Below are 24,876 nucleotides of genomic sequence, written 5' to 3'. Positions count from 1 at the left end.
CGCCAAGGCGGGGTTTCTCGTTTACCACATCAGATCGTCAGGGATCTTGTAGGCGGCGTACGGATCGTCTTCGTCCGCTTCCTCAACGTGGGTGTTCAGCAACAGGATGCGGCCAGGATCGCGCTCCTGAATCTTCACCGCCGCTTCCCGCGGGATCACCTCGTAACCACCGCCGAACGACACGATCGCCAGCGAGCCATTGCTCAGCTTGCTGCGCATCAAGGCGTTGACGGCAATGCGCTTGACCTTCTTATCGTCGACGAAGTTGTAGTAGTCCTCGCTGTTGAGCTTGGGCAGGCGCGTGGCTTCGATCAACTGCTTGATCTGCGCGGCCCGGGCTTTTTGCTCGGCCTTTTCCTGCTGTTGACGGTTCAGCTCCTGGTCACGCTTGGCTTTTTCGGCCATCGCTTCCTTGGCCATGCGCTGCTGGCTGTCATCGACTTCGACCTGGCCCTTGTGCTCCAGGCGTTTTTGTTTCTTTTCGGCCTTGTTGGCCTGCGAGACCTGTTTCTGGTTGACCAGACCGGCCTTGAGCAATTGATCGCGAAGGGAAAGACTCATGGATGTTCACTCACTTATGCAGCCGCTCAGCCGCAGCTGGGCAGGTTCTTTTCCTGACGTTTGGCCTCGCCCCACAGGGCGTCCAACTCATCAAGGTTACAATCTTCGATCGGCCGGCCACTGTCGCGCAATGCCTGCTCGATGAAGCGAAAACGCCGCTCGAACTTGCGGTTGGCACGACGCAGGGCATTCTCCGGGTCTTGCTTGAGGTGGCGCGCCAGGTTGACGGCAGCGAACAACAGGTCGCCGACTTCGTCCTCCAGGGCCTGGCCATCGCCGTCAGCCATCGCCTGCAAGACTTCATCCAGCTCCTCGCGGACCTTGTCCAGCACCGGCAAGGCGTCAGGCCAGTCGAAACCGACGGTGGCCGCACGCTTCTGCAGTTTGGCGGCCCGCGACAACGCTGGCAATGCAGCCGGCACATCGTCGAGCAACGACAACTGTTCCGGCTCGCTCTTTTCAGCGCGCTCCTCGGCCTTTATCTCCTCCCAGCGCGACTTGACCTGGGCCTCGCTCAGGCTGGGAGTGTCCAGTGGCGCATACAGCTCACCGGTGGGAAATACGTGGGGGTGGCGGCGGATCAGCTTACGGGTGATGGCATCGACCACGCCATCGAACTCGAAACGCCCCTCCTCCCGTGCCAGCTGGCTGTAATAGACCACCTGGAACAGCAGGTCGCCCAGCTCGCCCTGCAGGTGCTCGAAATCGCCTCGCTCGATGGTGTCGGCGACTTCATAGGCCTCTTCGAGGGTGTGCGGGACGATACTGGCGTAGTTCTGCTTCAGGTCCCACGGGCAGCCGTATTGCGGATCGCGCAGGCGGGCCATGAGGTGCAGCAGGTCGTCGAGGGTATAGGTCATTGGTGTTTTCCTGGCCGCAGGCGAAGCCCCGATCGCTGGCAAGCCAGCGCCTACAACTGCAGCGCCAAGGCTGCAGGCGCCGTGTCGCCGGCAAGGGACCGCATGGCGGCCCCTGCTTCGAGTCTCACGGGGTTCGATTACGCCGCGTTTCGATGATGTTCGGCAACTGCGAGATCCGCCCCAACAGGCGACCCAGGGCATCCAACCCAGGAATCTCGATGGTCAGCGACATCAATGCGGTGTTGTCTTCCTTGTTCGAGCGGGTGTTGACCGCCAGTACGTTGATCTTCTCGTTGAGCAGCACCTGCGACACATCCCGCAGCAGGCCCGGACGGTCGTAGGCACGGATGACGATATCGACCGGGTAGGTCTGCACCGGTATCGGTCCCCAGCTGACCTGGATCATCCGCTCCGGCTCACGGCCGGCCAGCTGCAGCACCGACGCGCAGTCCTGACGGTGGATGGTCACACCGCGCCCTTGGGTGATGTAGCCGACAATGGCATCGCCCGGCAGCGGTTGGCAGCACCCGGCCATCTGCGTGAGCAGGTTGCCGACACCCTGGATCTGGATGTCGCCACGCTTGCCACTGCGGGTAGCGGGCTTGCGCGAAACCAGGTCGATCTGTTCGATGCGCTCGGGTTCGAGCAACTGCTGGGCAGCGTTGACCAAATGGGCCAGACGCAGGTCGCCGGCCCCAAGGGCGGCAAACATGTCTTCGGCAGTCTTGACGTTGGTCTTCTCGGCCAGGCGCTCGAAATCCACCTGAGGCAGACCCAGACGACTGAGCTCGCGTTCGAGCAAGGTCTTGCCCGCCGCCACGTTCTGGTCCCGCGCCTGGAGCTTGAACCAGTGCACGATCTTGGCCCGCGCCCGCGAAGTGGTCACATAACCCAGGTTGGAGTTCAACCAGTCACGGCTTGGGTTGCCATGCTTGCTGGTGATGATCTCGACCTGCTCGCCGGTTTGCAGGCTGTAGTTGAGCGGCACGATGCGGCCGTTGATCTTGGCGCCACGGCAGTTATGACCGATCTCGGTGTGCACCCGGTAGGCGAAGTCCAGCGGCGTGGCGCCCTTGGGCAGGTCGATGGCGTGGCCGTCGGGGGTGAATACATAGACCCGGTCGGGTTCGATGTCGACACGCAGCTGTTCGGCCAGGCCGCCGATGTCGCCCAGCTCCTCATGCCACTCGAGCACCTGGCGCAGCCAGGAAATCTTCTCCTCGTAATGGTTGGAGCTGGACTTGACGTCAGTGCCCTTGTACCGCCAGTGGGCGCAGACCCCAAGCTCGGCTTCTTCGTGCATGCCGTGGGTACGGATCTGTACCTCCAGCACCTTGCCTTCTGGGCCGATCACCGCCGTGTGCAACGAGCGGTAGCCGTTCTCCTTGGGGTTGGCGATGTAATCGTCGAACTCTTTGGGAATATGCCGCCACAAGGTATGGACGATACCCAGCGCGGTGTAGCAGTCGCGAACTTCCGGTACCAGCACCCGCACGGCGCGCACGTCGTAGATCTGGCTGAACTCCAGACCCTTGCGCTGCATCTTGCGCCAGATCGAATAGATGTGTTTTGCCCGGCCGCTGATGTCGGCCTTCACGCCGGTGGCGAGCAGCTCGTTCTGCAGTTGGTTCATCACGTCGCTGATGAAGCGCTCGCGGTCCAGCCGGCGCTCGTGCAGGAGCTTGGCAATCTGCTTGTACTGGTCGGGCTCGAGGTAACGGAAGGATAGGTCCTCCAGCTCCCACTTGATGTGACCGATACCCAGGCGATGTGCCAGCGGTGCGTAGATGTCGAACACCTCACGCGCCACGCGCAGGCGTTTTTCGTCGTCGGCGGACTTCACCGCACGAATGGCGCACGTACGCTCGGCCAGCTTGATCAGGGCCACGCGCACATCATCGACCATGGCCACCAGCATCTTGCGCAGGTTCTCGACCTGCGCCTGGGAGCCGAGCACCAGCGACTGGCGCGGGCTGAGGCTGGCGCTGATGGCCGCCATGCGCAACACACCGTCGATCAGCTTGGACACCACCGGGCCAAAACGCTGGCCGACTTCGGCCAAGGTAACCTTGCCTTCACGCACCGAGCGGTAGATGACCGCCGCCACCAGGGAGTCCTGGTCGAGTTTGAGGTCCGCAAGGATTTCGGCAATTTCCAGGCCGGCCTGGAAGCTGGACGTACCGTCGGCCCAGGAATGCTTGGCCGGGTTGCCCTTCTTCTCGATTTCCTGGGCGAACTCGCAGGCCTCCTTGAGCGCCACGCGATCCAACGCCGAATCGACGCTCACCACATGATCCAGCCATGCTTCGAGATTGATACTGCCGTCAGTGTTGACCGGCTGGTGCACTCTCACCTGTACCATCTTTTTTCTACCTTTCCATACAGCGCACCTCGCGGGTGCACTGGCTATCACCGTACGCCTTCCACTCCATGGAAGCCGCACCAAGGGGCCAGCTTGGCTAACCCACTTCGAATAACGCCATGGCCTCGACATGCGCCGTCTGAGGAAACATGTCGAGAATCCCGGCCCTTTTTAACCGGTACCCCTGGCCGACCAGCACCTGGGCGTCTCGCGCCAACGTGGCCGGATTGCACGAAACATAGACCAGCCGCCGTGCCTTGAGGCGTGCGATGTCTTGCACGACCTCGTAGGCACCGTCACGCGGTGGATCCAAGAGTACCGCAGAAAAGCCTTCGGCGGCCCATCCGGCGCCTGCCAAAGGCTGCGATAAATCGGCCTGAAAAAACCGTGCGTTATGCACATTGTTGTTCCGGGCATTGGCCTCGGCCCGATCGACCATGGCCTGTACACCTTCCACTGCCACCACTTCCCGCGCCTGCCGAGCCAGTGGCAAGGCGAAGTTGCCCAGGCCACAGAACAGGTCAAGCACCCGCTCGTCAGCTTGCGGCGCCAGCCAGGCCAGTGCCTGCTCGATCATCGCCGTATTGACCTGGGCATTGACCTGCACGAAGTCCCCCGGCCGCCAGGCAAGCTCGAGCTGCCATGGCTCAAGGACGAACCCCAGTGTCGCAGCGGCCTCCACCGGCGCCGGCTCGCCTTCGCCCTGCAGCCACAGCTGCGCCTTGGCCTCATCGCAGAACGCCTGCAAACGGCTCAGGTCGTCGGCTGGCAACGGTGCCACATGGCGTACCAGCAGCGCCTCGGCGGTGCCACTGAACAACTCCACATGGCCAATGGCCTGGGGTTTGCTCAACGACCGCAGTACGGTCGGCAGGTGGCGCACAATGGACTGCAAAGGCTGTACCAGCACCGCACAGTCGTCGATGGCGACGATGTCCTGGCTGGCTTCGGCGCGGAATCCGACTTCCAGCTGGCGCGCCTTGACGTCCCAGCGCACGGCCACCCGCGCACGACGGCGGTAGCCGAATTCCGGTCCGCTCAGCGGCGCGGCCCATTGCTCGGGCTGCACGCCGGCCACCCGTTGCAGTTGTTCGGCCAGGGTGCGCTGCTTGAGCGCCAACTGCGCCTCATGGGGCAGGTGTTGCAGGTTGCAGCCACCGCAGCGTGCGTAATGGCGGCACGGCGCCTGCCGGCGTTCCGGGCTGGCCTGCAGCACACGTTCAAGACGTGCTTCGACCACCTTGCCGCGGGCATTGAGTACCCGCGCTTCGACCGCTTCCCCGGCCAGGGCGCCACTGACGAACCAGGTCCGCCCGTCATGGAAAGCGATGCCACGGCCGTCACCGGCCAGGCGCTCGATGTCCAGACGCTGCTTCTTGCCCACGGGAACCTGTGGGGTACGGTTGCCGCCGGCCGGCTGGAAGCGCAGGCCGCTGTTGCTTTTTTTCTTGGACATCAGGTTGCGTCGAACAGGCCGGTGGACAGGTAACGGTCACCGCGGTCACAGATGATCGCCACCATCACCGCGTTTTCCAGCTCACGGGACAGGCGCAGCATGGCCGCGACCGCACCACCGGATGACACGCCGCAGAAAATGCCCTCTTCACGGGCAAGGCGGCGGGTCGTTTCCTCGGCTTCTTGCTGGGACATGTCCACCACACGGTCGACGCGGGTCGCATCGAAGATCTTCGGCAGGTACTCCTCAGGCCAGCGGCGAATGCCTGGAATGGCGGAACCTTCCATCGGTTGCAGACCGATGATCTGCACCGCCGGATTCTGTTCCTTGAGGTACTGCGAGCAGCCCATGATGGTACCGGTGGTGCCCATCGAACTGACGAAATGGGTGATGGTGCCTTGGGTCTGCTGCCAGATTTCCGGACCGGTGCTGGTGTAGTGGGCGATAGGGTTGTCGCCGTTGGCGAATTGGTCCAGGACCAGGCCGCGGCCTTCGGCCTGCAATTTCTCGGCGAGGTCGCGGGCACCTTCCATGCCCTCCTCCTTGCTCACCAGGATCAGCTCGGCGCCATAGGCGGTCATCGCGGCCTTGCGCTCGGCGGTGGAATTGTCCGGCATGATCAGGATCATCTTGTAACCCTTGATGGCTGCCGCCATGGCCAGGGCGATACCGGTGTTGCCCGAGGTCGCCTCGATCAGCGTGTCGCCTGGCTTGATCTGGCCGCGCAGTTCGGCGCGGGTGATCATCGACAGGGCCGGACGGTCCTTGACCGAGCCAGCGGGATTGTTGCCTTCGAGCTTGAGCAGGAGGGTATTGCTGGTTTCGCCAGCGATGCGCTGCAGGCGAACCAGAGGCGTATTGCCGACGCAATCGGCGATGGTTGGGTACTGCAAGGTCATGGCGTATTTCACAGTCCGGACGGCAGGGGCGCCTATCATACCGGCAAACCCGGCTTGGCCATATCACGCAATCTGTAGTCGGTATAGCTACAAGCTATAACCCCAGCATTGCTTCGCGGGTGAACCCGCTCACCCGTAGGGGCATTCTATACCTGTCAGCATGATCACCGTGGGAACAACGGTCATCTGACGGTTTCGACCTCATCGCCGGCAAGCCGGCCCCTGCACGAGGATTGAGGTCAATGCGACTCCGCCAGCCGTCGGGATGGGGTTGTCGCCTGCACCGGCAAACGCATGCACAGCCTGAGCCCGCGCTTGCCGTTCTCGGCCCACAAAGTGCCGCCCTGGCGCTGGATCGCACTGCGGGCGATGCTCAACCCCAGGCCGAACCCGCCATCGCCGGGCCGGGAACCCTCGAGCCGGGAAAACGGCGCGAAGATCCGTTCCAGATCCTGTTCGGCAACACCACCGCCGTCGTCTTCCAGCCACAGCCGCCAATGACCGCCTTCGCGCTGGCCACCCAGGCGCACCTGGCCGTTTTCCGGCGAGTGGCGGATGGCATTGCGCAGCATGTTTTCCAGGGCCTGGGCCAAATGATTGAGGTTGCCCTGAACCCAGCAACTGCGGGGCAGTTCGCAATGCATCCGGGCGGCGGCCCAACCGCTTTCATAGCAAGCGTTTTCCACCAGCAGGTCCCACAGTGCCTGAACCTCGATCGGCTCCAGGTTCATCGGGGCACGCTCGGCGTCCTGCCAGGCCAATTGCAGGGTGTCCTCGACCAGCTGCTGCATGCAGTCCACTTCGCGCCCCAATCGTTCCCGCAGGCGCTGCAGGTCGGTTTCACCGTCGCAAGCCACCCGCAAGCGGCTCAGTGGCGTGCGCATTTCATGGGACAGGTCGCGCAGCAACTGTTGCTGCAAGGCCACCGTGCCTTGCAGGCGCTCGGCCATCTGGTCGAACGCACGGGCCAGCTCGCCCAGTTCATCGTGACGGGCGATGGTGCGGGGGTCCAGGCGTGCCGCAAGCTGGTCCGCGCGCCAGGCATTGGCCTGCTCGCGCAGCTGGTTCAACGGCACGATCAGCATGCGATAAAGCCCCACGCACAACAGCAGGGTGAACAGACCAGGCATGATGCCGTTGGTCACGACCTGCCACAGCAAGCGGTACTTGCCAGGGTTCAGCCGCTCCGGCAGCTCGATCACCAGCATGCCCTGCTCGGGCGCGCCGGGGAATGGGATGCGCAACCAGGGCTGGTCGACACTGCGCCGGCTCATGGGCCAGTCGACGCCGCGCAAGCGGGTCAGGCGCTGCATGATATCGGGGGTCAGGGTGGCGCTGTCCAGCGGTTGCAGGCGCGTGTCGAGCACGCCAATCCAACCTTGCTCACGTTGCCGCATCTGCGCCACCCAAAGGTCCAGCCCGGCACGGCCTGCGCTTCGCCAGGCCTGCTCGGCTTCCGACGCATAACCACGCAGCGTTTGGCGGGCGGGCTCTGAGAGAAACGCGTTCTGGGTTTCCATGTGACGGCCCCAGGTGTAGCTCAGGCCAATCATCAGTAAACAGAAACCCACCAACAGGATGACCAGCTTCCAGAACAGCGAATGGCGGTCGAGCATGGCTCAGTCCATCTCACCGACGCTGAGCACGTATCCCTTGCCCCAGACCGTGCGAATTTGCCGTTCCAGGTAACCAATGCCCTTGAGCTTGCGGCGGATCTGGCTCACGTGCATGTCCAGGCTGCGGTCATGGCGCGAGTAACCGCGCTGCAGCACTTGCTGATAAAGGAAAGGCTTGCTGAGCACCTCGTCCTGGTTGCGATTGAGCAGGTCGAGCAGGCGGTATTCACTTGGGGTAAGCCCGGCCCACTGACCGCCCAGGCTGACATCGCTACGGCTATCGTCGAACTGCAGCCCGCTTCCGGCCATCTCCTGGCGCGGCGGGTGACGACGCTCCAGGGCCACGCGGCGCAGGATCGCCTCGATGCGCACCTGTAGCTCGGCCATGCTGAAGGGTTTGGGCAGGTAGTCGTCGGCACCGCGCTGAAAACCGCTGATGCGGTCGGCTTCGGCCCCCAGTGCCGACATCAGGATGACCGGCGTGGTGCTGCGCCGGCGCAACTGGGCCAAGGCTTCCAGACCGTTGAGCCCAGGTAGCAGGATGTCCATCAGCACCACGTCGAAGGCCTGGCGACCCGCAGTTTCCAGACCTTCCAGCCCGTTACGGCACCAGGTCACCTGAAAGCCGCCGCGCTGCAGCTCTTCATGCAGGTAGGCGCCTAATACCGGGTCATCCTCGATGGCGAGGATGCTGGATGATTGAATAGCTTCGGGATTCATTGGCAACTGTCATGCATTCTCAATTAGACGATTATTGAGCATCGACTCCCCGCAAGGCAACCGAACAACGACCAACGCGCTGCGCCGGCGCACGAAAAGCCAAGCTAATGAGTGCATTCATCGGGCAGGCAGAGTAACTTTTCGCCTTGGTCCGTCCCTCTGGGGACGGCATGCAGGCACATGACAGGAGGCAAGTGTGCTCGATCGTTTGGGAATCAGAAGCCGGGTCTTGCTGCTGGCCTTGTTGCCCGCCAGCCTGATGGCCCTGGTGCTGGGCAGTTATTTCACCTGGCTGCAGCAAAGTGAGTTGCGCTCCCAGTTGCTCCAGCGCGGCAAGATGATCGCCGAACAACTGGCACCGCTGGCCGCGCCAGCGTTGGCCAGAGACACGCCTGCGCAACTGGAACGGATCGCTGCCCAGACACTGGAACAAGCCGATGTACGCGCCGTGGCGTTCCTGGCTCCGGACCGCACGCGCCTGGCTCATGCTGGGCCAAGCATGCTCAATCAGGCGCCCAGCGGTGGCACTGGCACCCAGTTGTTGCAACGCAGCGGCAATGACGCCACCCGCTACCTGATGCCAGTATTCGGCCATCACCGCGACCTGGCCACCGATGCCGTGCCCGCCGAAGCCGAGCGCCTGCTGGGCTGGGTCGAGATCGAGCTGTCCCATGACGGCACCCTGTTGCGCGGCTATCGTAACCTGTTCACCAGCCTGCTGTTGATCCTCGCCTGCCTGGCCCTGAGCGGCCTGCTGGCGATGCGCATGAGCCGCACCATCAACAACCCGATCGAGCGCATCAAGCATGCGGTCAACCAACTCAAGGACGGCCACCTGGACGAACGCCTGCCGGCGATGGGCAGCCACGAGCTGGACGAGCTGGCGCACGGCATCAACCGCATGGCCGAGACCCTGCACAGCGCCCACGAAGAACTGCAGCACAGCATCGACCAGGCCACCGAAGACGTGCGCCAGAACCTCGAGACCATCGAGATCCAGAACATCGAGCTGGACATGGCCCGCAAGGAAGCACTCGAAGCCAGCCGCATCAAGTCCGAGTTCCTGGCCAACATGAGCCACGAAATCCGCACGCCGCTCAACGGTATCCTCGGTTTCACCCACCTATTGCAAAAGAGTGAACTGTCCCCGCGCCAGCTGGATTACCTGGGCACCATCGAAAAATCAGCCGACAACCTGCTGGGTATCATCAACGAGATCCTCGACTTCTCCAAGATCGAGGCTGGCAAGCTGGTGCTCGACAGCATTCCTTTCAACCTGCGCGACCTGGTCCAGGACACGTTGACCATCCTCGCTCCGGCGGCCCATGCCAAGCAGCTCGAACTGCTCAGCCTGATCTACCGCGATACGCCCACCTCGCTGATCGGCGACCCGCTGCGGCTCAAGCAGATTCTGACCAATCTGGTAAGCAATGCGATCAAGTTCACCCGCGAAGGTACCATCGTCGTACGCGCCATGCTTGAGGACGAGCACGAGGACAGCGCGCAACTGCGCATCAGCGTGCAGGACACCGGCATAGGCCTGTCACCGCAAGATGTGCGCACGCTGTTCCAGGCCTTCAGCCAGGCCGACAACTCGTTGGCACGCCAACCCGGAGGCACCGGCCTTGGGCTGGTGATTTCCAAGCGCCTGATCGAGCAGATGGGCGGCGAGATCGGTGTCGACAGCACTCCGGGCGAGGGCTCGCAATTCTGGATCAGCCTGAGCCTGCCCAAGGCCCACGACGACATGGAAGAGCGGCCGCTGCAACCGCTGCTGGGACGCCGGGCCGCCATTGTCGACAGCCACGAACTGGCCCGCCAGGCGCTTGAGCACCAGCTGGAAGATTGCGGATTGAGCGTCAGCCTGTTCGCCACCTACGACCAGTTGTTGCAAGGTGTACAGGCCGCCCACCAGGCGGGCCAGCCATTCGAGTTCGCCGTGCTGGGTGCCAACCTGGGCAACCTCTCGCCAGAGCAGTTGGGCCATTACCATCAAGCGTTCGAGCGCTGTCAGTGCCAGTGCGTTGTGCTGTGCCCCACCACCGAGCAGGCGCTGTACCACCCGTACCTGCCCAATGGCCACGGCCAGTTGCTGTCCAAGCCAACCTGCACGCGCAAGCTGCGACGGCTGCTGCTGGAGCTGGTGCAGCCACGTCGCCCGCGGAGTGAAACAGCAGCGGGCAATGGCCATCGCCAGCCGAAAATCCTGTGCGTCGACGACAACGCAGCCAACCTGCTGTTGGTGAAAACCCTGCTCGAAGGCCTTGGCGCCGAGGTGCTGGCGGTGGACAACGGTTATACCGCGGTGCAGGCCGTGCAGACCGAACCGTTCGACCTGGTGCTGATGGACGTGCAGATGCCTGGCATGGACGGTCGCGCCTGTACCGAACAGATCCGCCTGTGGGAAAACACCCAGAGCGGCAACCCGCTGCCCATCGTCGCCCTCACCGCCCACGCCATGGCCAACGAAAAGCGCGCCCTGTTGCACAGCGGCATGGACGACTACCTGACCAAGCCGATCAGCGAACGCCAATTGGCCCAGGTGGTGATGAAGTGGACCGGCATGAGCCTGGGCACACCACCGCGGGAGCGGCCGGACGAGCCACAGGACGAGAACCGGGAGCTGCCGGTGCTGGACCCCGAGGAAGGTTTGCGCCTGGCGGCTGGCAAGCCCGACCTTGCCGCCGACATGCTGGCAATGTTGCTAGCCTCGCTGGAAGACGACCGCGAAGCGATCCGCGCGGCGCGAGAGGCCGAGGATCAGTTGGCGCTGATCGAACAGGTGCACCGGCTCAACGGCGCCTCGCGCTATTGCGGGGTGCCGCAGTTGCGGGCGGCGTGCCAGCGCAGCGAGACCCTGCTCAAGCAGGACCACCCACAGGCGGAGCAGGCATTGGACGAGCTGGATGGGGCGATCATCCGCCTGGCGGCCCAGGCGCGGCTCAGCGCCTGAGTGGTTCGGGGATGGGGTTTGGCGACGGGGTTGTGGCGTTTTTGAGAGCGAGCGCCGCCCACGCGGCGCATCGCGAGCAAGGCTCGCTCCTACGTTTGTTTCAGGCCAATGAATCCTGTGGGCTTTGCGCGCGACCGTTTTCGGATTGTACAAACCAGGCGGTCGCGCGCGTCCGGCACAGACATAATTGGCCCTAAACAAACGTAGGAGCGAGCCTTGCTCGCGATGCGCCGCGTGGGCGGCGCTCAATCTACCCAACACCCGAGAAACCAAGCAAACGCTCACAAAGGACGCCAACCATGCGCGCACTGTTGTTCAGCAGCCAGCACTACGACCAGGAAAGCTTCACCCGGGCAGCCGCTGAAACGGCCCTGGACCTGAACTTCCAATCTGCCCGACTGACCCTCGACACCGCTCCGCTCGCACAAGGTTTCGAAGTGGTCTGTGCCTTCATCAACGACGAACTCGACGCGCGGGTACTGGAGCGCCTGGCCGCTGGCGGCACCCGCCTGATCGCCCTGCGTTCGGCTGGCTACAACCATGTCGACCTGACCGCCGCCCAACGCCTGGGCCTGACCGTGGTGAGGGTACCGGCCTATTCACCACACGCCGTGGCCGAGCATGCCGTGGCCCTGGTATTGGCGCTCAACCGCCGCCTGCACCGGGCCTACAACCGCACCCGCGAAGGCGATTTCACCCTGCATGGCCTGACTGGCTTCGACCTGTACGGCAAGACCGTCGGCGTGGTGGGCACCGGACAGATCGGCACCGCCTTTGCCCGCATCATGGCCGGGTTCGGTTGCCAACTGCTGGCCTACGACCCTTTCCCCAATCCCGAACTGCAGGCTCTGGGCGCACGCTACATGGCGCTGCCCGATCTGTTGAAACAAGCGCGAATCATCAGCCTTCACTGCCCGCTGACGGAGCAAACCAAACACCTGATCAATGCCCAAAGCCTCGCCCAACTGCAACCCGGCGCGATGCTGATCAACACCGGTCGCGGCGCCCTGGTCGACACCCCTGCGCTGATCGACGCACTCAAGCGCGGCCAGCTTGGCTACCTGGGGCTTGATGTCTATGAAGAGGAAGCACAGCTGTTCTTCGAAGACCGTTCCGACCAGCCGCTGCAGGACGATGTGCTGGCACGCTTGCTGACCTTCCCTAACGTGATCGTCACCGCGCACCAGGCGTTTCTGACCCGCGAGGCGCTGGACGCCATCGCCGCGACCACCCTGGAAAATATCATCCGCTGGGCGGCAGGCAATCCGCAGAATCTGGTCTCGGGTTGATGCTAGGATACGCGGCATTTCTGGAGGACCCATGGTCGAACACGATTTCCGCTACACCCTTTTCAATCCGCAACACACCCTGATCGAATGCCGCGCCCTGGTGCCGGGCCGTTACCAGGTCACTGGCAACGGCGGTTCGATGCACAAGGATGACGTTCTGCTGGTCACCCTCAAAGGCAGCAAGGACCTGTCCATGCGCCTGACCGTGGAAAGCGTGCGCCACCTGATCAATCCGCGCGGCCAATGGGTCGCCGTGGCCAGCGGCCCGGTGTTCAATGAGCTGGAGATCCTCACTTGGCAGGTCGCCTGCGATCACTGCGACGCCGTGCTGGACTTCGAGTTCGCCGTGGACGCCAAGCTGGGCAAGAAAGCCCGTCAACCGGCGGCCAGCGCCCGCATCGCAGAGCTGGGTTGGGCCAGCCGTGGCGACAAGCACCTGTGCCCGCGTTGCCAGGAGAGCGCCGAGTGAAGAATCTGCTGACCGGCGCGCTGATTGCCACCGGCCTGCTCGGCTGTGCCACCGAACCTTCGCAGCTGCAGCAGGAGCGCAGTTATGTGCTGGAGTGGATCGGTGAACGCCCGCTGATCGACTACAGCCACCTGACCCTGACCTTGGCCAGCGACGGCCGTGCCTATGGCAACGCAGGCTGCAACCACTGGTTCGCACCCTATACCCTCGATGGCCAGCAACTGCGCTTTGGCAAGGTCGGCAAGACCCGCAAACTATGCGCGCCCGCATTGATGGAGCAGGAAAAACGTTTCCTGCAGGCTCTGGAGACGGTGCAACGCTGGGATGTATCGCCCATCGAACAGATGCGTTTCTGGCCGGCCGAGGGCAAGCCGCTGCGTTTCTGGCCTGAGGAAGGTTGATGGCAACACCCGCCCTATCGCCAGCCAACCGGCGATAGGGCGGGCACTGGCCTGCATCAAGCGCCCTTGAGCGCCTTGATCTTGGCCTGCAACCCTTCGAGGGTCTGCTCGCCCATCAATTGCTCACGCACCTTGCCCTTGTCGTCGATGATGTAGGTCACCGGCAACGCCTCGCTACGCGGCAGGTCATAACGTTCGGCTGGGTCCTGGGCCAGCACGGTGAAAGCGATGCCGAGCGTCTCGGCGGCCTGCTTCAGGTCCTGCCCCTGCAAGCCATCGAAGTTGACGCCCACCACCTTGATACCCTCGCTCGCCCATTGCTTGGCCGCGGCGTTGAGCTCTGGAATTTCGGTCCGGCACGGACCACACCACTCCGCCCAGTAATTGAGCACCACCCAGTGCCCGTCGATCTGCTCGGCCTTCACCATCTTGCCATTTTGGTCCACGCCGTAGTCGGCACCGCAACCACCGAGCAACAGGCTCGCGGTGATGGCCAGTACTGCTGCCAAACGCCTTGCCATGGGTCAATCCTTCTCGAAGTTTCAAGCAAATGGGTCAGTCGCTGCGGTTAGAATAGCTGCCACACCCCGCTGGATGCGAACCAACATGACTGACTTGACGCTCTATCATAACCCGCGCTGCTCAAAATCCCGCGGCGCCTTGGAACTGCTCGAAGCACGAGGCTTCGCGCCAACCATCGTTCGCTACCTGGAAACACCGCCGGATGCCGCTACCCTCAAGGCACTGCTGGGCAAGCTGGGCATCGCCCCGCGCCAATTGCTGCGTACTGGCGAGGAGGAGTACAAGGCCCTTGACCTGGCCAACCAGGCACTCACCGATGCCCAGTTGATCGACGCGATGGTCCAGCACCCGAAATTGATCGAGCGCCCGATTCTGGTCGCCGGTGACAAGGCCGTGGTCGGCCGGCCACCCGAGAAAGTCCTGGAGATTCTGCCGTGAGTGAACCCTACGTTCTGGTGCTGTATTACAGCCGTCATGGCTCGACCAGCGAGATGGCCCGACATGTCGCGCGCGGTGTCGAAATGGCCGGCATGGAGGCGCGCCTGCGCACCGTACCGGCGATCTCCACCGAATGCGAGGCTGTGGCCCCAGACATCCCGGCCAGCGGCGCACTGTACGCCACCCTGGACGATCTGCGCCATTGCGCCGGCCTGGTGCTGGGCAGCCCGACCCGTTTCGGCAACATGGCCGCACCGCTGAAGTACTTCCTCGACGGCACCAGCAGCCTGTGGCTGGGCGGAGAACTGGTCGGCAAACCGGCCGGCGTGTTCACCTCCACCGCCAGCCTGCATGGCGGCCAGGAAACCACACTGTTGTCGATGATGCTGCCGCTGATGCACCACGGCATGCTGGTGATGGGCCTGCCCTACAGTGAGTCGGCGCTGCTCGAGACCCGCGGAGGCGGCACGCCATATGGCGCCAGCCACCATGCCGGTGCCGATGGCAAGCGCGAACTGGACGAGCACGAGATCGCCCTGTGCCGAGCCCTTGGCCAACGCCTGGCGACCACTGCCAAGGCCCTGGAGGCCGCGCGTGGCTAAAAAACCCAAGGTTCTGCCGCCACTGACCTGGCTGGAGCCTCGCCTGCGCTTGACGCGGGCGCTGAGCCTGGCGTTTTTCCTTGGCCTGATCACGCTGTTGGCGGTGAACAATTTGTTCTTCGCCAACCTGCACGGGGCGCGGGTCGGGGTGATTCTGGCCATCGAACTGGTTCCCCTGCTGTTGCTGCTGCCGGGCATGCTGAAGGGCAGTGCCCGGGCGCATGCCTGGACCTGCTTCGTGGTGAACCTCTATTTCATCAAAGGGGTGCTGGCAGCGTTCGACCCAGCCCGAGCGCTGTTTGGCTGGGTCGAGGTGCTGGTGAGCCTGGGGTTGTTCGTCAGCGGCCTGCTGTTTGTACGCTGGAAGTTCCAGCATGAGCGGCGCCTTGCTGGCGAAGGGAGCTGAATTTCAGGGGCCGCCGTGCGGCCCCGAAAGCCTCAATGATTCACGGTATGCGCCAGCATCACCGACAGCTGGCACAATGGCCGCCCGCTCTCTTCGTGCCACTGGTTGAACGCTTGCTGCACCAACGCCAGGTCTCGCTGACTGGTCGGCGCCTTGTCGATGATGCCCTGGGCAATCAATGCCGCTGACATATCCTCGGTGGGGATGAACGTATCCTTGCCCACCATCCGCAGAAAACGCGGCGCCGAAAGGCCGCCCAACTGATTGCCATGCTTGGCCAGGTACTTCCACAAACCAACGATGTCGGTTACCGGCCAGTCGGCGATGAACGCACCGAAGCTGCCCTTGTCCTTCTGCACGTCCAGGATCATCTGCGCATTGCGTGGCACGCTCTTGAGCTTGCCCAGGTGGCGGATGATGCGCTCGTCCTGCATCAACCGCTCCAAGTGCTCGGCCCCCATCAGCACGACCTTCTCTGGGTCGAAGCCAAAGAACACCTGCTCGAAAGCCGGCCACTTGGCATCCACCAGGCTGTGCTTCAGTCCAGCACGGAACACCCGCAGGGCCAGGGTCGACAGGTAGCGGTCATCGCTGATGTCACGCAACTGCTCCGGCGACTTGGGCTGTGGCAGGAACGTCTCCAGCGCCTGGGCCGAGCCGAAGCGGTTCAGGCAGTATGTGTGCAGCCACTGGTAGTCGCGCATGGGCTCAGATGTTCAGCACGTCGAGGAAGCGCGGGGTGGCGTTCTCGTCGATCTTCAGGCTGGTGAAGTCGAACAGGTTGCGGTCGGCCAGCTGCGAGGGCGCCACGTTCTGCAATGCACGGAAGATGCTCTCGGTACGACCAGGGTGCTTGCGCTCCCATTCCACCAGCATGTCCTTGACCACCTGGCGTTGCAGGTTTTCCTGCGAACCACACAGGTTGCACGGGATGATCGGGAACGCCTTCATGTCGGAGTAGGCCTGGATGTCCTTCTCGCTGCAATAGGCCAATGGGCGTATCACCACATTGCGGCCATCGTCGGCACGCAGCTTGGGCGGCATGCCCTTGAGGGCGCCGTTGAAGAACATGTTGAGGAAGAAGGTTTCGACGATATCGTCGCGATGATGGCCCAGGGCCATCTTGGTCGCGCCGATCTCGTCAGCGAAGGTGTACAGGGTGCCACGGCGCAGGCGCGAGCACAGGGAGCAGGTGGTCTTGCCCTCTGGCACCAACTCCTTGACCACCGAGTAGGTGTCCTTCTCGACGATGTGGTACTCGACGCCCAGCGCCTTCAGGTAGGCCGGCAACACGTGCTCCGGGAAGCCTGGCTGCTTCTGGTCCATGTTCACCGCGACGATCTCGAACTTGATCGGCGCCACCTTCTGCAGGTGCAACAGAACGTCGAGCATGGTGTAGCTGTCCTTGCCGCCGGACAGGCAGACCATGACCTTGTCGCCATCCTCGATCATGTTGTAGTCGGTGATGGCTTCGCCAGCGAGGCGACGCAGGCGTTTTTGCAGTTTGTTCTGGTTGACCGAGAGGGTGCCCATAGCGCTTGGATCCGCGAGGTGTGACAAAAGCCGGCTATTTTACGCACAAACCGAGCCTGGGCGTAGGGCTTAGCCAGTGAAAGACATGCAATTCCGATAAAGGCCCCAAGGTAATCAACACCCGTCTTGACAGCGCAATTTGCTCTAAAAAGTCGGTTTTGTGCGTGGAACGGCTTCCTATACTGCGACTTAAGGCCACATTACCGCTTGCATCGGTGTTCAGGCCTCAGGCCGCTTGCGCTCCATTTGGGGGGCGGTTGGCAACATTGAGAGGAGTGACCGGCATGATTCATCACGTTGTTGGGCTGTTTACTCATCCCGACCAGGAATGGCGGGAAATTCGTGGCGAGGAAGAAAGCATCAGCCACATGTACCTGACACACACTTTGATCCTGGCAGCGATCCCTGCCGTATCGGCATTCATCGGCACTACCCAGGTCGGTTGGGTCATCGGCGACAGGCCGGCGGTGATGCTGACCATGGAAAGCGCGCTGTGGATGAGCATCATGTCCTACCTGGCGATGCTCGCCGGGGTGGCGGTGATGGGCGCCTTCATTCACTGGATGGCCCGCACCTACGACGCCAACCCTTCCATGGCGCAATGCATCGCCTTTGCCACCTACACCGCGACCCCCCTGTTCCTCGGCGGCCTGGCGGCACTCTACCCGCACCTGTGGCTGGGCATGCTGATCGGCACCGCGGCCATCTGCTACACCGTCTACTTGTTGTATGTCGGCTTGCCGACCTTCATGAACATACCGTCCGACGAGGGCTTCCTGTTCTCGAGTTCGGTATTGGCAGTGGGGCTGGTGGTCCTGGTGGCTATCATGGCCGCCACGGTCATCATCTGGGGCTTGGGCGTGGGGCCCGTTTACACCAACTAGATCCAACCAACACTGGGGCATCAAACCAAGGGCCGCCGCAAGGCGGCCTTTGGCTGTCTGCTGACCGGCGGCTCGGCAAGCCGCTTTTGCTTGCGGCATAATGCCCGGTCAGGAGAACCACCCCGCCATGCCAGAGCTGCTCAAACAACGCGTCGAAACCTGTTACCAGCAAGCCGAAGCCTTCTTCAAACGCCCCTTTGCACGCCCCGAAGTCAGTTTCAAGCTGCGCGGGCAGAAAGCTGGCGTCGCCCACCTGCACGAGAACCTGCTGCGCTTCAACCTTCAACTGTACCGTGAGAACCAGGAAGACTTCCTGCGCCAGACCGTGGCGCACGAAGTGGCGCACCTGGTCGCTCATCAATTGTTCGGGGACCGGATCCAGGCCCATGGCGAGGAATGGCAGTTGATCATGCGCGGGGTGTATGAACTGCCCCCTCATCGGTGCCATAACTATGAAGTGCAGCGGCGGGTGGCGACACGGTACATCTATCGGTGCCCGTGCCCGGGGAGTGATTTCCCGTTCACCGCCCAGCGGCACAAGCTGGTGCGCCAGGGTCGGCGTTATCTGTGCCGGCGGTGCCGGGAAATCCTGGTCTACAGCGGGGAAACCCGCGTCGAGTGACCCCGGCGGCAGCGAAACGTCTCGTCCAGTTGCCGTGGGGCTTACGATCAGAGCAGCAGATCGTCAGCGGTGAAGGTCTTCACACCGACCAATTGAATCTCGAAATCTACCTGGGGGCCATGGATGCTGCCCGACAGTATTTCGTTTTCGAAACGGATCTGACCTTTGTCGGTGAACGCTTCGCTGCCAATGTAGGTCAGGGACTCCAGCCCCGAGGATTGCGCCAAGCCTCGCAGATCGACGCGATCACCCTCGGCACCGTTGAAGTCGGTGATGATATCGCGCTTCTGGCCAACGCCCATGTCCACCAGCTTGGCGAACACGAACAGATCAGCCCCCCTGCCACCACTGAGAATATCGGTGCCAGGCCCACCTTCGATCGCATCATCGCCCTGGCCGCCGAAGATGACATCGTTGCCAGTGTCGCCGATCAGGACATCGTCATCCTTGCCGCCATGCAGGTAATCGTGGCCCTTGCCGCCGTCGATCACGTCGCTACCCTTGCCGCCACGCAGGACGTCAGGACCGTCGCCACCTTCCAGCTCATCGTCGCCACCTTTACCGAGGATGACGTCGGCGTCATCTCCGCCCACCAGGCGGTCATTGCCCTTGCCACCGACAAGTACACTGTCGGTGTGGTTATTCAGATCATTGGATTGAGTCATTACCTTGAATTCCTGTAAAGCCGAAAATTTAACCTGCTGTAATGCGAAACAACGTTCGCGTTGCCATTGCAGTGAGGTCGAATCTAGCAACAACGGCTGACAGACATCAGGTAACCAATCGGACGTACAGGCGCGAAAAACACACTTCTCGGGTAGGACATTTCCCCCCCTAAAAACAGAACAAAAAAAGCCCATCCGAAGATGGGCTTTTCAACACTACAAGCGCTCGATCAACGGGCCGGGCCTTCAGCCACACCCAAGTCGTCGGTCGGACGAGTGTCGATCAGCGGCGCACCGCCGGATGCCAGTTCGGCGGCCAGGGTGTCGTTGTCCATTTCCTTGACCCATTTTGCCACGACCACGGTGGCGACGGCGTTGCCGATCAGGTTGGTCAGGGCGCGGGCTTCGGACATGAAGCGGTCGATACCGAGGATCAGCGCCAGGCCGGCAACTGGCAGGTGGCCAACAGCCGACAGGGTGGCCGCCAGGACGATGAAGCCCGATCCGGTTACGCCCGCGGCACCTTTGGAAGCCACCAGCAGCACCAGCAGCAAGGTGATCTGATGGGTGATATCCATGGTGGTGTCAGTAGCCTGGGCGATGAACACCGCAGCCATGGTCAAGTAGATGGAGGTGCCATCGAGGTTGAACGAATAACCGGTCGGGATGACCAAGCCAACTACCGACTTCTTGGCGCCCAGACGCTCCATCTTGGCCAGCATGCGTGGCAGGGCCGACTCCGAAGAGGAAGTACCCAGTACGATCAGCAGCTCTTCACGGATGTAGCGAATCAGCTTGAGGATGCTGAAGCCGTGGGCACGGCATATGCCGCCCAGCACGATGAGGATGAACAGCAGGCAGGTGATGTAGAAGCAGGCCATCAGGTAGCCCAGCTGTACCAGCGAACCCACACCGTATTGACCGATGGTGAAGGCCATGGCGCCGAATGCACCGACCGGCGCCAGCTTCATGATCATGTTGATGATGTTGAACATGACATGGGCGAAGCGGTCGATCAGGTCCAGCACCGGCTTGCCGTAGCTGCCCAGGCGGTGCAGGGCGAAGCCGAACAGCACCGAGAACATCAGCACTTGCAGAATATCGCCGTTGGCGAAGGCGCCGACGATGGTGTTCGGAATGATGTTCAGCAAGAAGCCGACCGTCGTCTGCTGCGCGCCGGCGGCGGCATAGGCGGCCACGCTGCTGGCATTCAAGGTGCTGACGTCGACGTGCATGCCTGCGCCCGGCTTGACTACGTTGACGACTACCAGGCCGATGATCAGGGCGATGGTGGAAACGATTTCAAAGTACAGCAGCGCGTAGCCGCCGGTCTTGCCGACCGACTTCATGCTCTGCATGCCGGCGATACCGCTGACCACGGTGCAGAAGATGATGGGCGCGATGACCATCTTGATCAGTTTGACGAAACCATCACCCAAAGGCTTAAGGGCGACGCCGGTTTCGGGGTAGAAATGGCCGAGCAGGATGCCGATGGTGATGGCAACGATCACCTGGACATACAGGGACTTGTACAGCGGCTGACGTGTCGTCATGGCTAATTTTCCTCAAGTGTGCCGGCTTCACCCTTCCCAGGGTGTCGGGGCACCTGAATCGCTAACCCTCCTGCACCCGGAGGGATTTGTCGTTGTGTTCGAGCTGCCTGGGCAGGCCTCTGACAAGTCCAATAGCAAGGGCGATGCCAAAATGCCCATGATGGGTGCAAACCCTGTATTCACGAGGTGAAAACGCCCAAGAGCAGGGCAGAAAAATCCGGAAGGCCTGGCGGATTTCCGCCCGATGGCGGAATTTGAACAGCGTGGTTGGCGGGAATCCGCCCGCACCGGCGATGGGGCCGGCACTGCCAGCGGCTCAATCAAGCCGGAAGATGATCAGGAACGCTGCGCCCCCCAGCGCCGACGCCTCCAGGCTCAGCTGCGCGTCATAGCTGTCGATGATGTCCTTGGCCACCGCCAACCCGATACCTTGCCCCGGATGCTGGCGGTCCAACCGCTCTCCGCGCTGCAGAATGCGCTGGTGCTGATCTGCCGGTACGCCGGGCCCATCGTCCTCGACGCACAGCACCAATTGCCCTGGGGTTTCCCGAAGGCTTACGCGGACGTTGCCCAGGCATAGCCGGTAGGCGTTCTCCAAGAGGTTACCGAGCAACTCCAGCAAGGCACCCTGTTCCATCGGCACGAACGCCTGCTCGGCAAGGTCCAGGTCAACGTGCACACGCTTGTCCCGATAGACCTTGTCCAACGTGCTGCACAGGCTGTCGAGCACCGGCCGCAGCAGGACCTTGTGGCGCACCAGGCCACTCTTGCGCAGGCTGGCGCGTTGCAGCTGGTAGTCGATCTGCTGGCTCATGCGCTCGATCTGGCTTTGCAAGACCCGCCCCTGCTCGCGCTCGCCACTGCCCTGCCCGAGGCTTTCGCCCACCCCTTGCAAGACTGCCAGCGGAGTCTTGAGGCTGTGCGCCAGGTCGCCCAGTGAGTCGCGGTAGCGCTGGCGCTGCTCACGCTCGCTGCGCAGCAAGCGGTTGAGCGACCCGGTCAGGCGCAACAGCTCGCGGGGATGCTCAGCGCTGAGCCCGTCACGCGTGCCCGCCTCCACCTCATCCAGCTCGTGACTGAGCCTGCGCAACGAGCGCAGGCCCCAGGTCAAACCCGCCCAGAGCAACCCGAGCAAGGCCAGCAAGGCCGCACCGAAGCCCAGGTAGAGCTTTTCGCGTAGGCCATCGAGGGTGTGCTGGTACTCGCGCACTGGCTGCAAGGCGACAATGCTGTAGGCCGCGCTCTGGCCGCCGAGCAACTTGATTTCCACGTCGTAGACGAAAAACTCCTCGCCATCGCGCTGGCGAATACGCGCGAATTCGTTGCCACGCCCGTCATAGCGCGGTTGGTAATTGATGTTCTGGTCGGCCGTGGCGCGCGAGCGCCAGACCAACTGGCCGCTCCGGTCGAAGATGTAGCCCAGCAATCCGGTGTACGGCAGGTTGTAGCGCTCGTCCGGCAACAGCGTCGGCATCTGCAATTGGCCGTGCTCGATGCGAGCCGCGGAAATCAGCGTGGTCACATCCGACGCCAGACGCTGCTCGATGGATTCCTGCAGCGCCAGGCTGAACGCCTTCTGCAGCGCCGGTAGCAACGCCAGCATGAACAGCAGTGCCAGCAATGCCGCTGCCAGCATCAGGCGCACCCGCAGTGAACGAATCATCGGCAGCGCTCGGTGAACAGGTAGCCCAGCCCGCGTACCGTATCGATCGGTTTGAACCCACGGTCCCCCTCGAGCTTGCGACGCAGGCGACCGACCAGCACTTCTATAACGTTCGGGTCGCGCTCTTCGTCATCCGGGTAGAGCTGCTCCATCAGCCGATCCTTGGCCACCACCTGCTGATGATGGCGCATGAGGTACTCGAGAATACGGTACTCGTAGGCCGTCAGGCTCAAGGGGTTGTCGTCCAGGGTGGCCTGCTTGCGGTTGAGATCCAGCACCAGCGGCCCGGCGGCAATGGTGGATTGGGTGAAACCACTGGAGCGACGCAACAAGGCGTTCAAGCGTGCCTCCAGCTCTTCGAACTGAAACGGCTTGACCAGATAGTCGTCGGCACCGGCGGCCAGGCCTTCGACCTTGTCCTGCCAGTTGCCGCGCGCGGTGAGGATGAGAATGGGGAAGGTCTTGTCCTGGCCGCGCAACCGGCCGATCAACTCAAGCCCGCTCATGCCCGGCAAGCCCAGGTCGACGATGGCCAGGTCGAAGTGGTATTGCCCGGCTTGGTACAGCGCCTCTTCGGCATCGGCCACGGCCTGGACCACATGGCCGCTCTCGCCCAGGCGGGTGTGCAGGTGATGGCGCAGCAGCGCTTCGTCCTCGACCACCAGCAGTTTCATGGGGGTTCTCCTTGTCATTTGCTGCTTGTAGCGCCCCTATCGCCGGCAAGCCGGCTCCTACCAGGGCGGTGCTGTCCCTGCAGGAGCCGGCTTGCCGGCGATCAGGCTGCTACAGATTACCAGTGATGCGACATGCAACGGTCTTCAGAACTTGTAGTTGGCCGACAGGTACGTCTGGGCGCTACTGGTCAGGCGCAGGGTGCCATCCTTAGGCCCACCATGGTCGCCGACTTCGGTGCTGGCATTGCTGCGCAGATAACGGTAGCCCAGTTCAACCGAAGCCCTATCGGTCAGCTCCTGGATCACACCGGCCTGCAAGCCGACCGCGTAGCCGTAGTCCGTGTCACGACGGGCACCCGGGGAGTCCTGCGTGAGCTTGGTCATGCCCGCGCTGGCGCCACCGAACAACTTGGTGGTATCTCCCACCGGGAGGAACAGGTCGTAGCTGCCGAGCAGGTTTTCCTGGCGAAGCTTGTAACCGCTGTGGTCACCCGAGACGTTGTCGTAGGTCATGTAGTAGCGGCCCTGGTCGTTGATCCGCCCCAGGCGCACGCCCCAGGTGTCGTCCTTGCCGATGATGCCGTCGGCATTGAGGTGGTCGGTGTTGCTTTGCAGCAGGCCGGACTTGCGGACCTTGTCGCTGGTCTGGCCATAGGTCAGGCTGGCGAAGTTGTCGTCGGCCTGGGCGGTCACGGTGAAACCTGCGGCGCAAACGGCCATGGCGGCAATCAGGGAATTGAGCGTTTTCATGGATTCGTACTCCAGTTGGGTGCGCTGTTTCTGTCTGGAAGCTAGAGTAAGCAGAGCGCCCTGAACCGCGGCTGAACCCTGGCTGAACCAGGGCTGAACGAACCGTTTGCTGAACAAGGAGTACTGAGCATGCGTGCCCTGCTGGCTTTGACCCTGTTGTGCAGCGCCGCCGTGGCCCAGGCGGCGGTACAGACCCGTGAGATCCCCTACCAGGATACCGACGGCAATCGCCTGATTGGCTACTACGCCTATGACGATGCCGTCGAAGGCAAGCGCCCGGGTATTCTGGTGGTGCACGAGTGGTGGGGGCTGAACGATTACGCCAAGCGCCGGGCTCGTGACCTGGCTGCCTTGGGCTACAACGCGCTGGCCATCGACATGTATGGCGATGGCAAGCACACCGAGCATCCGGATGAGGCCAAGGCCTTCCTCGAGGCCGCGATGAAGGACCCCGAGGGTGCCATCAAGCGCTTCGACGCGGGTCTGGAACTGCTGAAGATTCAGCCGAACACCAACAAGCACCAATTGGCCGCCATCGGCTACTGCTTCGGCGGCAAGGTGGTGCTCGACGCCGCACGGCGTGGGGAGAAACTCGATGGGGTGGTGAGTTTCCATGGTCCGCTGGCCACCCAGACACCAGCCAAGCCCGGCGTGGTCAGGGCCAAGATCCTGGTCGAGCACGGCGCGGCCGACAGCATCGTCACCGAGCAACAGGTCACGGCGTTCAAGGAGGAAATGGACAGGGCCGGGGTCAGTTACGAATTCGTCACCATCCAAGGCGCCAAGCACGGCTTCACCAACCCCGACGCAGACCGCATGAGCCATGGTGAGCATGGCGGGCCGGACATCGGCTACAACAAGGCGGCGGACGAAAGCTCGTGGGCGGACATGCAGGCGTTTTTCAAGAAGGCGTTTGATTGAGGATTGTTGGGGCCGAACCAGCGCATCAGGGGGCGGCCCCTAATCGTCCAATTTCGA

25 protein-coding genes are annotated in these 24,876 nt (G+C 62.6%); 10 read left to right on the top strand and 15 right to left on the bottom strand.

Annotation, left to right across the window (positions count from 1 at the left end):
• Positions 1-21 precede the first annotated feature (21 nt).
• From P3R38_RS06025 to P3R38_RS05995, 7 genes are all read right to left on the bottom strand, one after another.
• The gene (locus tag P3R38_RS06025; protein ID WP_023379158.1) at positions 22-561 is read right to left on the bottom strand and encodes a DUF2058 domain-containing protein; all 540 of its coding nucleotides are present in this window, start codon (positions 559-561) and stop codon (positions 22-24) included.
• A gap of 26 nt (positions 562-587) precedes the next feature.
• The gene (gene mazG, locus P3R38_RS06020; RefSeq protein WP_023379157.1) at positions 588-1,421 is read right to left on the bottom strand and encodes a nucleoside triphosphate pyrophosphohydrolase; all 834 of its coding nucleotides are present in this window, start codon (positions 1,419-1,421) and stop codon (positions 588-590) included.
• Between the two features lie 124 nt (positions 1,422-1,545).
• Positions 1,546-3,783, bottom strand: a complete 2,238-nt coding sequence (gene relA, locus P3R38_RS06015) for a GTP diphosphokinase (RefSeq protein ID WP_023379156.1) — start codon at positions 3,781-3,783, stop codon at positions 1,546-1,548.
• A 97-nt stretch (positions 3,784-3,880) separates the two neighbouring features.
• On the bottom strand, positions 3,881-5,239 hold the full coding sequence (gene rlmD, locus P3R38_RS06010) for a 23S rRNA (uracil(1939)-C(5))-methyltransferase RlmD (RefSeq protein WP_277686907.1): 1,359 nt from the start codon (positions 5,237-5,239) through the stop codon (positions 3,881-3,883).
• A complete protein-coding gene (cysM, locus tag P3R38_RS06005; RefSeq protein WP_027906902.1) occupies positions 5,239-6,138 on the bottom strand; it encodes a cysteine synthase CysM in 900 nt (299 codons plus the stop codon). Before cysM ends, rlmD begins: the two co-directional genes overlap by 1 nt.
• Before the next feature lie 239 nt (positions 6,139-6,377).
• Positions 6,378-7,754, bottom strand: a complete 1,377-nt coding sequence (locus P3R38_RS06000; RefSeq protein WP_023379153.1) for a sensor histidine kinase — start codon at positions 7,752-7,754, stop codon at positions 6,378-6,380.
• A 3-nt stretch (positions 7,755-7,757) separates the two neighbouring features.
• A complete protein-coding gene (locus P3R38_RS05995; protein ID WP_023379152.1) occupies positions 7,758-8,474 on the bottom strand; it encodes a response regulator transcription factor in 717 nt (238 codons plus the stop codon).
• Positions 8,475-8,670: 196 nt separating this feature from the next.
• Here P3R38_RS05995 and P3R38_RS05990 point away from each other — a divergent pair, with 196 nt between their 5' ends.
• The 4 genes from P3R38_RS05990 to P3R38_RS05975 all read left to right on the top strand — a co-directional run bounded on the left by P3R38_RS05990 (position 8,671) and on the right by P3R38_RS05975 (position 13,586).
• Complete coding sequence (locus tag P3R38_RS05990) at positions 8,671-11,427, top strand: response regulator (RefSeq protein ID WP_277686906.1); 2,757 nt, start codon at positions 8,671-8,673, stop codon at positions 11,425-11,427.
• A 299-nt stretch (positions 11,428-11,726) separates the two neighbouring features.
• Positions 11,727-12,716, top strand: coding sequence for a 2-hydroxyacid dehydrogenase (locus P3R38_RS05985; protein WP_277686905.1), 990 nt, complete (start codon positions 11,727-11,729; stop codon positions 12,714-12,716).
• Positions 12,717-12,747: 31 nt separating this feature from the next.
• Positions 12,748-13,185, top strand: a complete 438-nt coding sequence (locus P3R38_RS05980) for a hypothetical protein (protein ID WP_023379147.1) — start codon at positions 12,748-12,750, stop codon at positions 13,183-13,185.
• Complete coding sequence (locus P3R38_RS05975; RefSeq protein WP_023379145.1) at positions 13,182-13,586, top strand: META domain-containing protein; 405 nt, start codon at positions 13,182-13,184, stop codon at positions 13,584-13,586. The genes P3R38_RS05980 and P3R38_RS05975 overlap by 4 nt, the downstream gene beginning before the upstream one ends.
• Before the next feature lie 56 nt (positions 13,587-13,642).
• Here P3R38_RS05975 and P3R38_RS05970 read toward each other — a convergent pair whose 3' ends face one another.
• Complete coding sequence (locus tag P3R38_RS05970) at positions 13,643-14,107, bottom strand: TlpA disulfide reductase family protein (RefSeq protein ID WP_023379143.1); 465 nt, start codon at positions 14,105-14,107, stop codon at positions 13,643-13,645.
• Between the two features lie 85 nt (positions 14,108-14,192).
• Here P3R38_RS05970 and arsC point away from each other — a divergent pair, with 85 nt between their 5' ends.
• Genes arsC through P3R38_RS05955 form a run of 3 tightly spaced genes read left to right on the top strand, consistent with a single transcriptional unit; the run spans position 14,193 to position 15,554 of the window.
• A complete protein-coding gene (gene arsC / locus P3R38_RS05965; RefSeq protein WP_023379141.1) occupies positions 14,193-14,546 on the top strand; it encodes an arsenate reductase (glutaredoxin) in 354 nt (117 codons plus the stop codon).
• The gene (gene wrbA / locus P3R38_RS05960) at positions 14,543-15,148 is read left to right on the top strand and encodes an NAD(P)H:quinone oxidoreductase (RefSeq protein ID WP_023379139.1); all 606 of its coding nucleotides are present in this window, start codon (positions 14,543-14,545) and stop codon (positions 15,146-15,148) included. Before arsC ends, wrbA begins: the two co-directional genes overlap by 4 nt.
• Complete coding sequence (locus P3R38_RS05955; RefSeq protein WP_277686904.1) at positions 15,141-15,554, top strand: DUF2069 domain-containing protein; 414 nt, start codon at positions 15,141-15,143, stop codon at positions 15,552-15,554. The genes wrbA and P3R38_RS05955 overlap by 8 nt, the downstream gene beginning before the upstream one ends.
• Before the next feature lie 32 nt (positions 15,555-15,586).
• On the opposite strand, the gene P3R38_RS05950 is transcribed toward P3R38_RS05955, so the two are convergent.
• Positions 15,587-16,258 (bottom strand): DNA-3-methyladenine glycosylase I, encoded by a 672-nt coding sequence (locus P3R38_RS05950; protein WP_023379136.1) that lies wholly within the window; start codon positions 16,256-16,258, stop codon positions 15,587-15,589.
• A 4-nt stretch (positions 16,259-16,262) separates the two neighbouring features.
• Complete coding sequence (gene ttcA, locus P3R38_RS05945) at positions 16,263-17,087, bottom strand: tRNA 2-thiocytidine(32) synthetase TtcA (protein WP_023379134.1); 825 nt, start codon at positions 17,085-17,087, stop codon at positions 16,263-16,265.
• A gap of 284 nt (positions 17,088-17,371) precedes the next feature.
• On the opposite strand from ttcA, the gene P3R38_RS05940 reads away from it, so the two are divergent.
• Positions 17,372-17,971: a Yip1 family protein gene (locus P3R38_RS05940; RefSeq protein ID WP_104882089.1), complete on the top strand. Its 600-nt coding sequence runs from the start codon at positions 17,372-17,374 to the stop codon at positions 17,969-17,971.
• 127 nt (positions 17,972-18,098) lie between these two features.
• A complete protein-coding gene (locus P3R38_RS05935; protein WP_023379132.1) occupies positions 18,099-18,593 on the top strand; it encodes a SprT family zinc-dependent metalloprotease in 495 nt (164 codons plus the stop codon).
• Between the two features lie 47 nt (positions 18,594-18,640).
• On the opposite strand, the gene P3R38_RS05930 is transcribed toward P3R38_RS05935, so the two are convergent.
• The 5 genes from P3R38_RS05930 to P3R38_RS05910 form a co-directional block, all read right to left on the bottom strand.
• On the bottom strand, positions 18,641-19,258 hold the full coding sequence (locus tag P3R38_RS05930) for a calcium-binding protein (protein ID WP_023379131.1): 618 nt from the start codon (positions 19,256-19,258) through the stop codon (positions 18,641-18,643).
• A 230-nt stretch (positions 19,259-19,488) separates the two neighbouring features.
• Positions 19,489-20,811: a dicarboxylate/amino acid:cation symporter gene (locus P3R38_RS05925; RefSeq protein ID WP_023379130.1), complete on the bottom strand. Its 1,323-nt coding sequence runs from the start codon at positions 20,809-20,811 to the stop codon at positions 19,489-19,491.
• Between the two features lie 316 nt (positions 20,812-21,127).
• Positions 21,128-22,474, bottom strand: a complete 1,347-nt coding sequence (locus tag P3R38_RS05920; RefSeq protein WP_202675929.1) for an ATP-binding protein — start codon at positions 22,472-22,474, stop codon at positions 21,128-21,130.
• Entirely contained in the window at positions 22,471-23,148 is a 678-nt protein-coding gene (locus P3R38_RS05915) for a response regulator (protein WP_023379127.1), read from the bottom strand. The genes P3R38_RS05920 and P3R38_RS05915 overlap by 4 nt, the downstream gene beginning before the upstream one ends.
• 144 nt (positions 23,149-23,292) lie before the next feature.
• A complete protein-coding gene (locus P3R38_RS05910) occupies positions 23,293-23,898 on the bottom strand; it encodes an outer membrane beta-barrel protein (RefSeq protein ID WP_023379125.1) in 606 nt (201 codons plus the stop codon).
• Between the two features lie 129 nt (positions 23,899-24,027).
• Between P3R38_RS05910 and P3R38_RS05905 the strand changes: the two genes are divergently transcribed.
• Positions 24,028-24,819 (top strand): dienelactone hydrolase family protein, encoded by a 792-nt coding sequence (locus P3R38_RS05905; RefSeq protein WP_023379123.1) that lies wholly within the window; start codon positions 24,028-24,030, stop codon positions 24,817-24,819.
• The last annotated feature ends 57 nt before the right edge of the window (positions 24,820-24,876 follow it).

Source organism: Pseudomonas sp. NyZ480, from assembly GCF_029537255.1.
Taxonomy (GTDB): Bacteria; Pseudomonadota; Gammaproteobacteria; order Pseudomonadales; family Pseudomonadaceae; genus Aquipseudomonas; species Aquipseudomonas taiwanensis.
Note: the sequence above shows the minus strand (reverse complement) of the source record. Positions and strands in the feature narration are given on the sequence as shown.

Coding starts and splice junctions, on each gene's coding strand:
- P3R38_RS06025 (WP_023379158.1), bottom strand. CDS start 561: ATGAGTCTTTCCCTTCGCGATCAATTGCTCAAGGCCGGTCTGGTCAAC.
- mazG (WP_023379157.1), bottom strand. CDS start 1,421: ATGACCTATACCCTCGACGACCTGCTGCACCTCATGGCCCGCCTGCGC.
- relA (WP_023379156.1), bottom strand. CDS start 3,783: ATGGTACAGGTGAGAGTGCACCAGCCGGTCAACACTGACGGCAGTATC.
- rlmD (WP_277686907.1), bottom strand. CDS start 5,239: ATGTCCAAGAAAAAAAGCAACAGCGGCCTGCGCTTCCAGCCGGCCGGC.
- cysM (WP_027906902.1), bottom strand. CDS start 6,138: ATGACCTTGCAGTACCCAACCATCGCCGATTGCGTCGGCAATACGCCT.
- P3R38_RS06000 (WP_023379153.1), bottom strand. CDS start 7,754: ATGCTCGACCGCCATTCGCTGTTCTGGAAGCTGGTCATCCTGTTGGTG.
- P3R38_RS05995 (WP_023379152.1), bottom strand. CDS start 8,474: ATGAATCCCGAAGCTATTCAATCATCCAGCATCCTCGCCATCGAGGAT.
- P3R38_RS05985 (WP_277686905.1), top strand. CDS start 11,727: ATGCGCGCACTGTTGTTCAGCAGCCAGCACTACGACCAGGAAAGCTTC.
- P3R38_RS05980 (WP_023379147.1), top strand. CDS start 12,748: ATGGTCGAACACGATTTCCGCTACACCCTTTTCAATCCGCAACACACC.
- P3R38_RS05970 (WP_023379143.1), bottom strand. CDS start 14,107: ATGGCAAGGCGTTTGGCAGCAGTACTGGCCATCACCGCGAGCCTGTTG.
- arsC (WP_023379141.1), top strand. CDS start 14,193: ATGACTGACTTGACGCTCTATCATAACCCGCGCTGCTCAAAATCCCGC.
- P3R38_RS05950 (WP_023379136.1), bottom strand. CDS start 16,258: ATGCGCGACTACCAGTGGCTGCACACATACTGCCTGAACCGCTTCGGC.
- ttcA (WP_023379134.1), bottom strand. CDS start 17,087: ATGGGCACCCTCTCGGTCAACCAGAACAAACTGCAAAAACGCCTGCGT.
- P3R38_RS05940 (WP_104882089.1), top strand. CDS start 17,372: ATGATTCATCACGTTGTTGGGCTGTTTACTCATCCCGACCAGGAATGG.
- P3R38_RS05935 (WP_023379132.1), top strand. CDS start 18,099: ATGCCAGAGCTGCTCAAACAACGCGTCGAAACCTGTTACCAGCAAGCC.
- P3R38_RS05930 (WP_023379131.1), bottom strand. CDS start 19,258: ATGACTCAATCCAATGATCTGAATAACCACACCGACAGTGTACTTGTC.
- P3R38_RS05925 (WP_023379130.1), bottom strand. CDS start 20,811: ATGACGACACGTCAGCCGCTGTACAAGTCCCTGTATGTCCAGGTGATC.
- P3R38_RS05920 (WP_202675929.1), bottom strand. CDS start 22,474: ATGATTCGTTCACTGCGGGTGCGCCTGATGCTGGCAGCGGCATTGCTG.
- P3R38_RS05915 (WP_023379127.1), bottom strand. CDS start 23,148: ATGAAACTGCTGGTGGTCGAGGACGAAGCGCTGCTGCGCCATCACCTG.
- P3R38_RS05910 (WP_023379125.1), bottom strand. CDS start 23,898: ATGAAAACGCTCAATTCCCTGATTGCCGCCATGGCCGTTTGCGCCGCA.
- P3R38_RS05905 (WP_023379123.1), top strand. CDS start 24,028: ATGCGTGCCCTGCTGGCTTTGACCCTGTTGTGCAGCGCCGCCGTGGCC.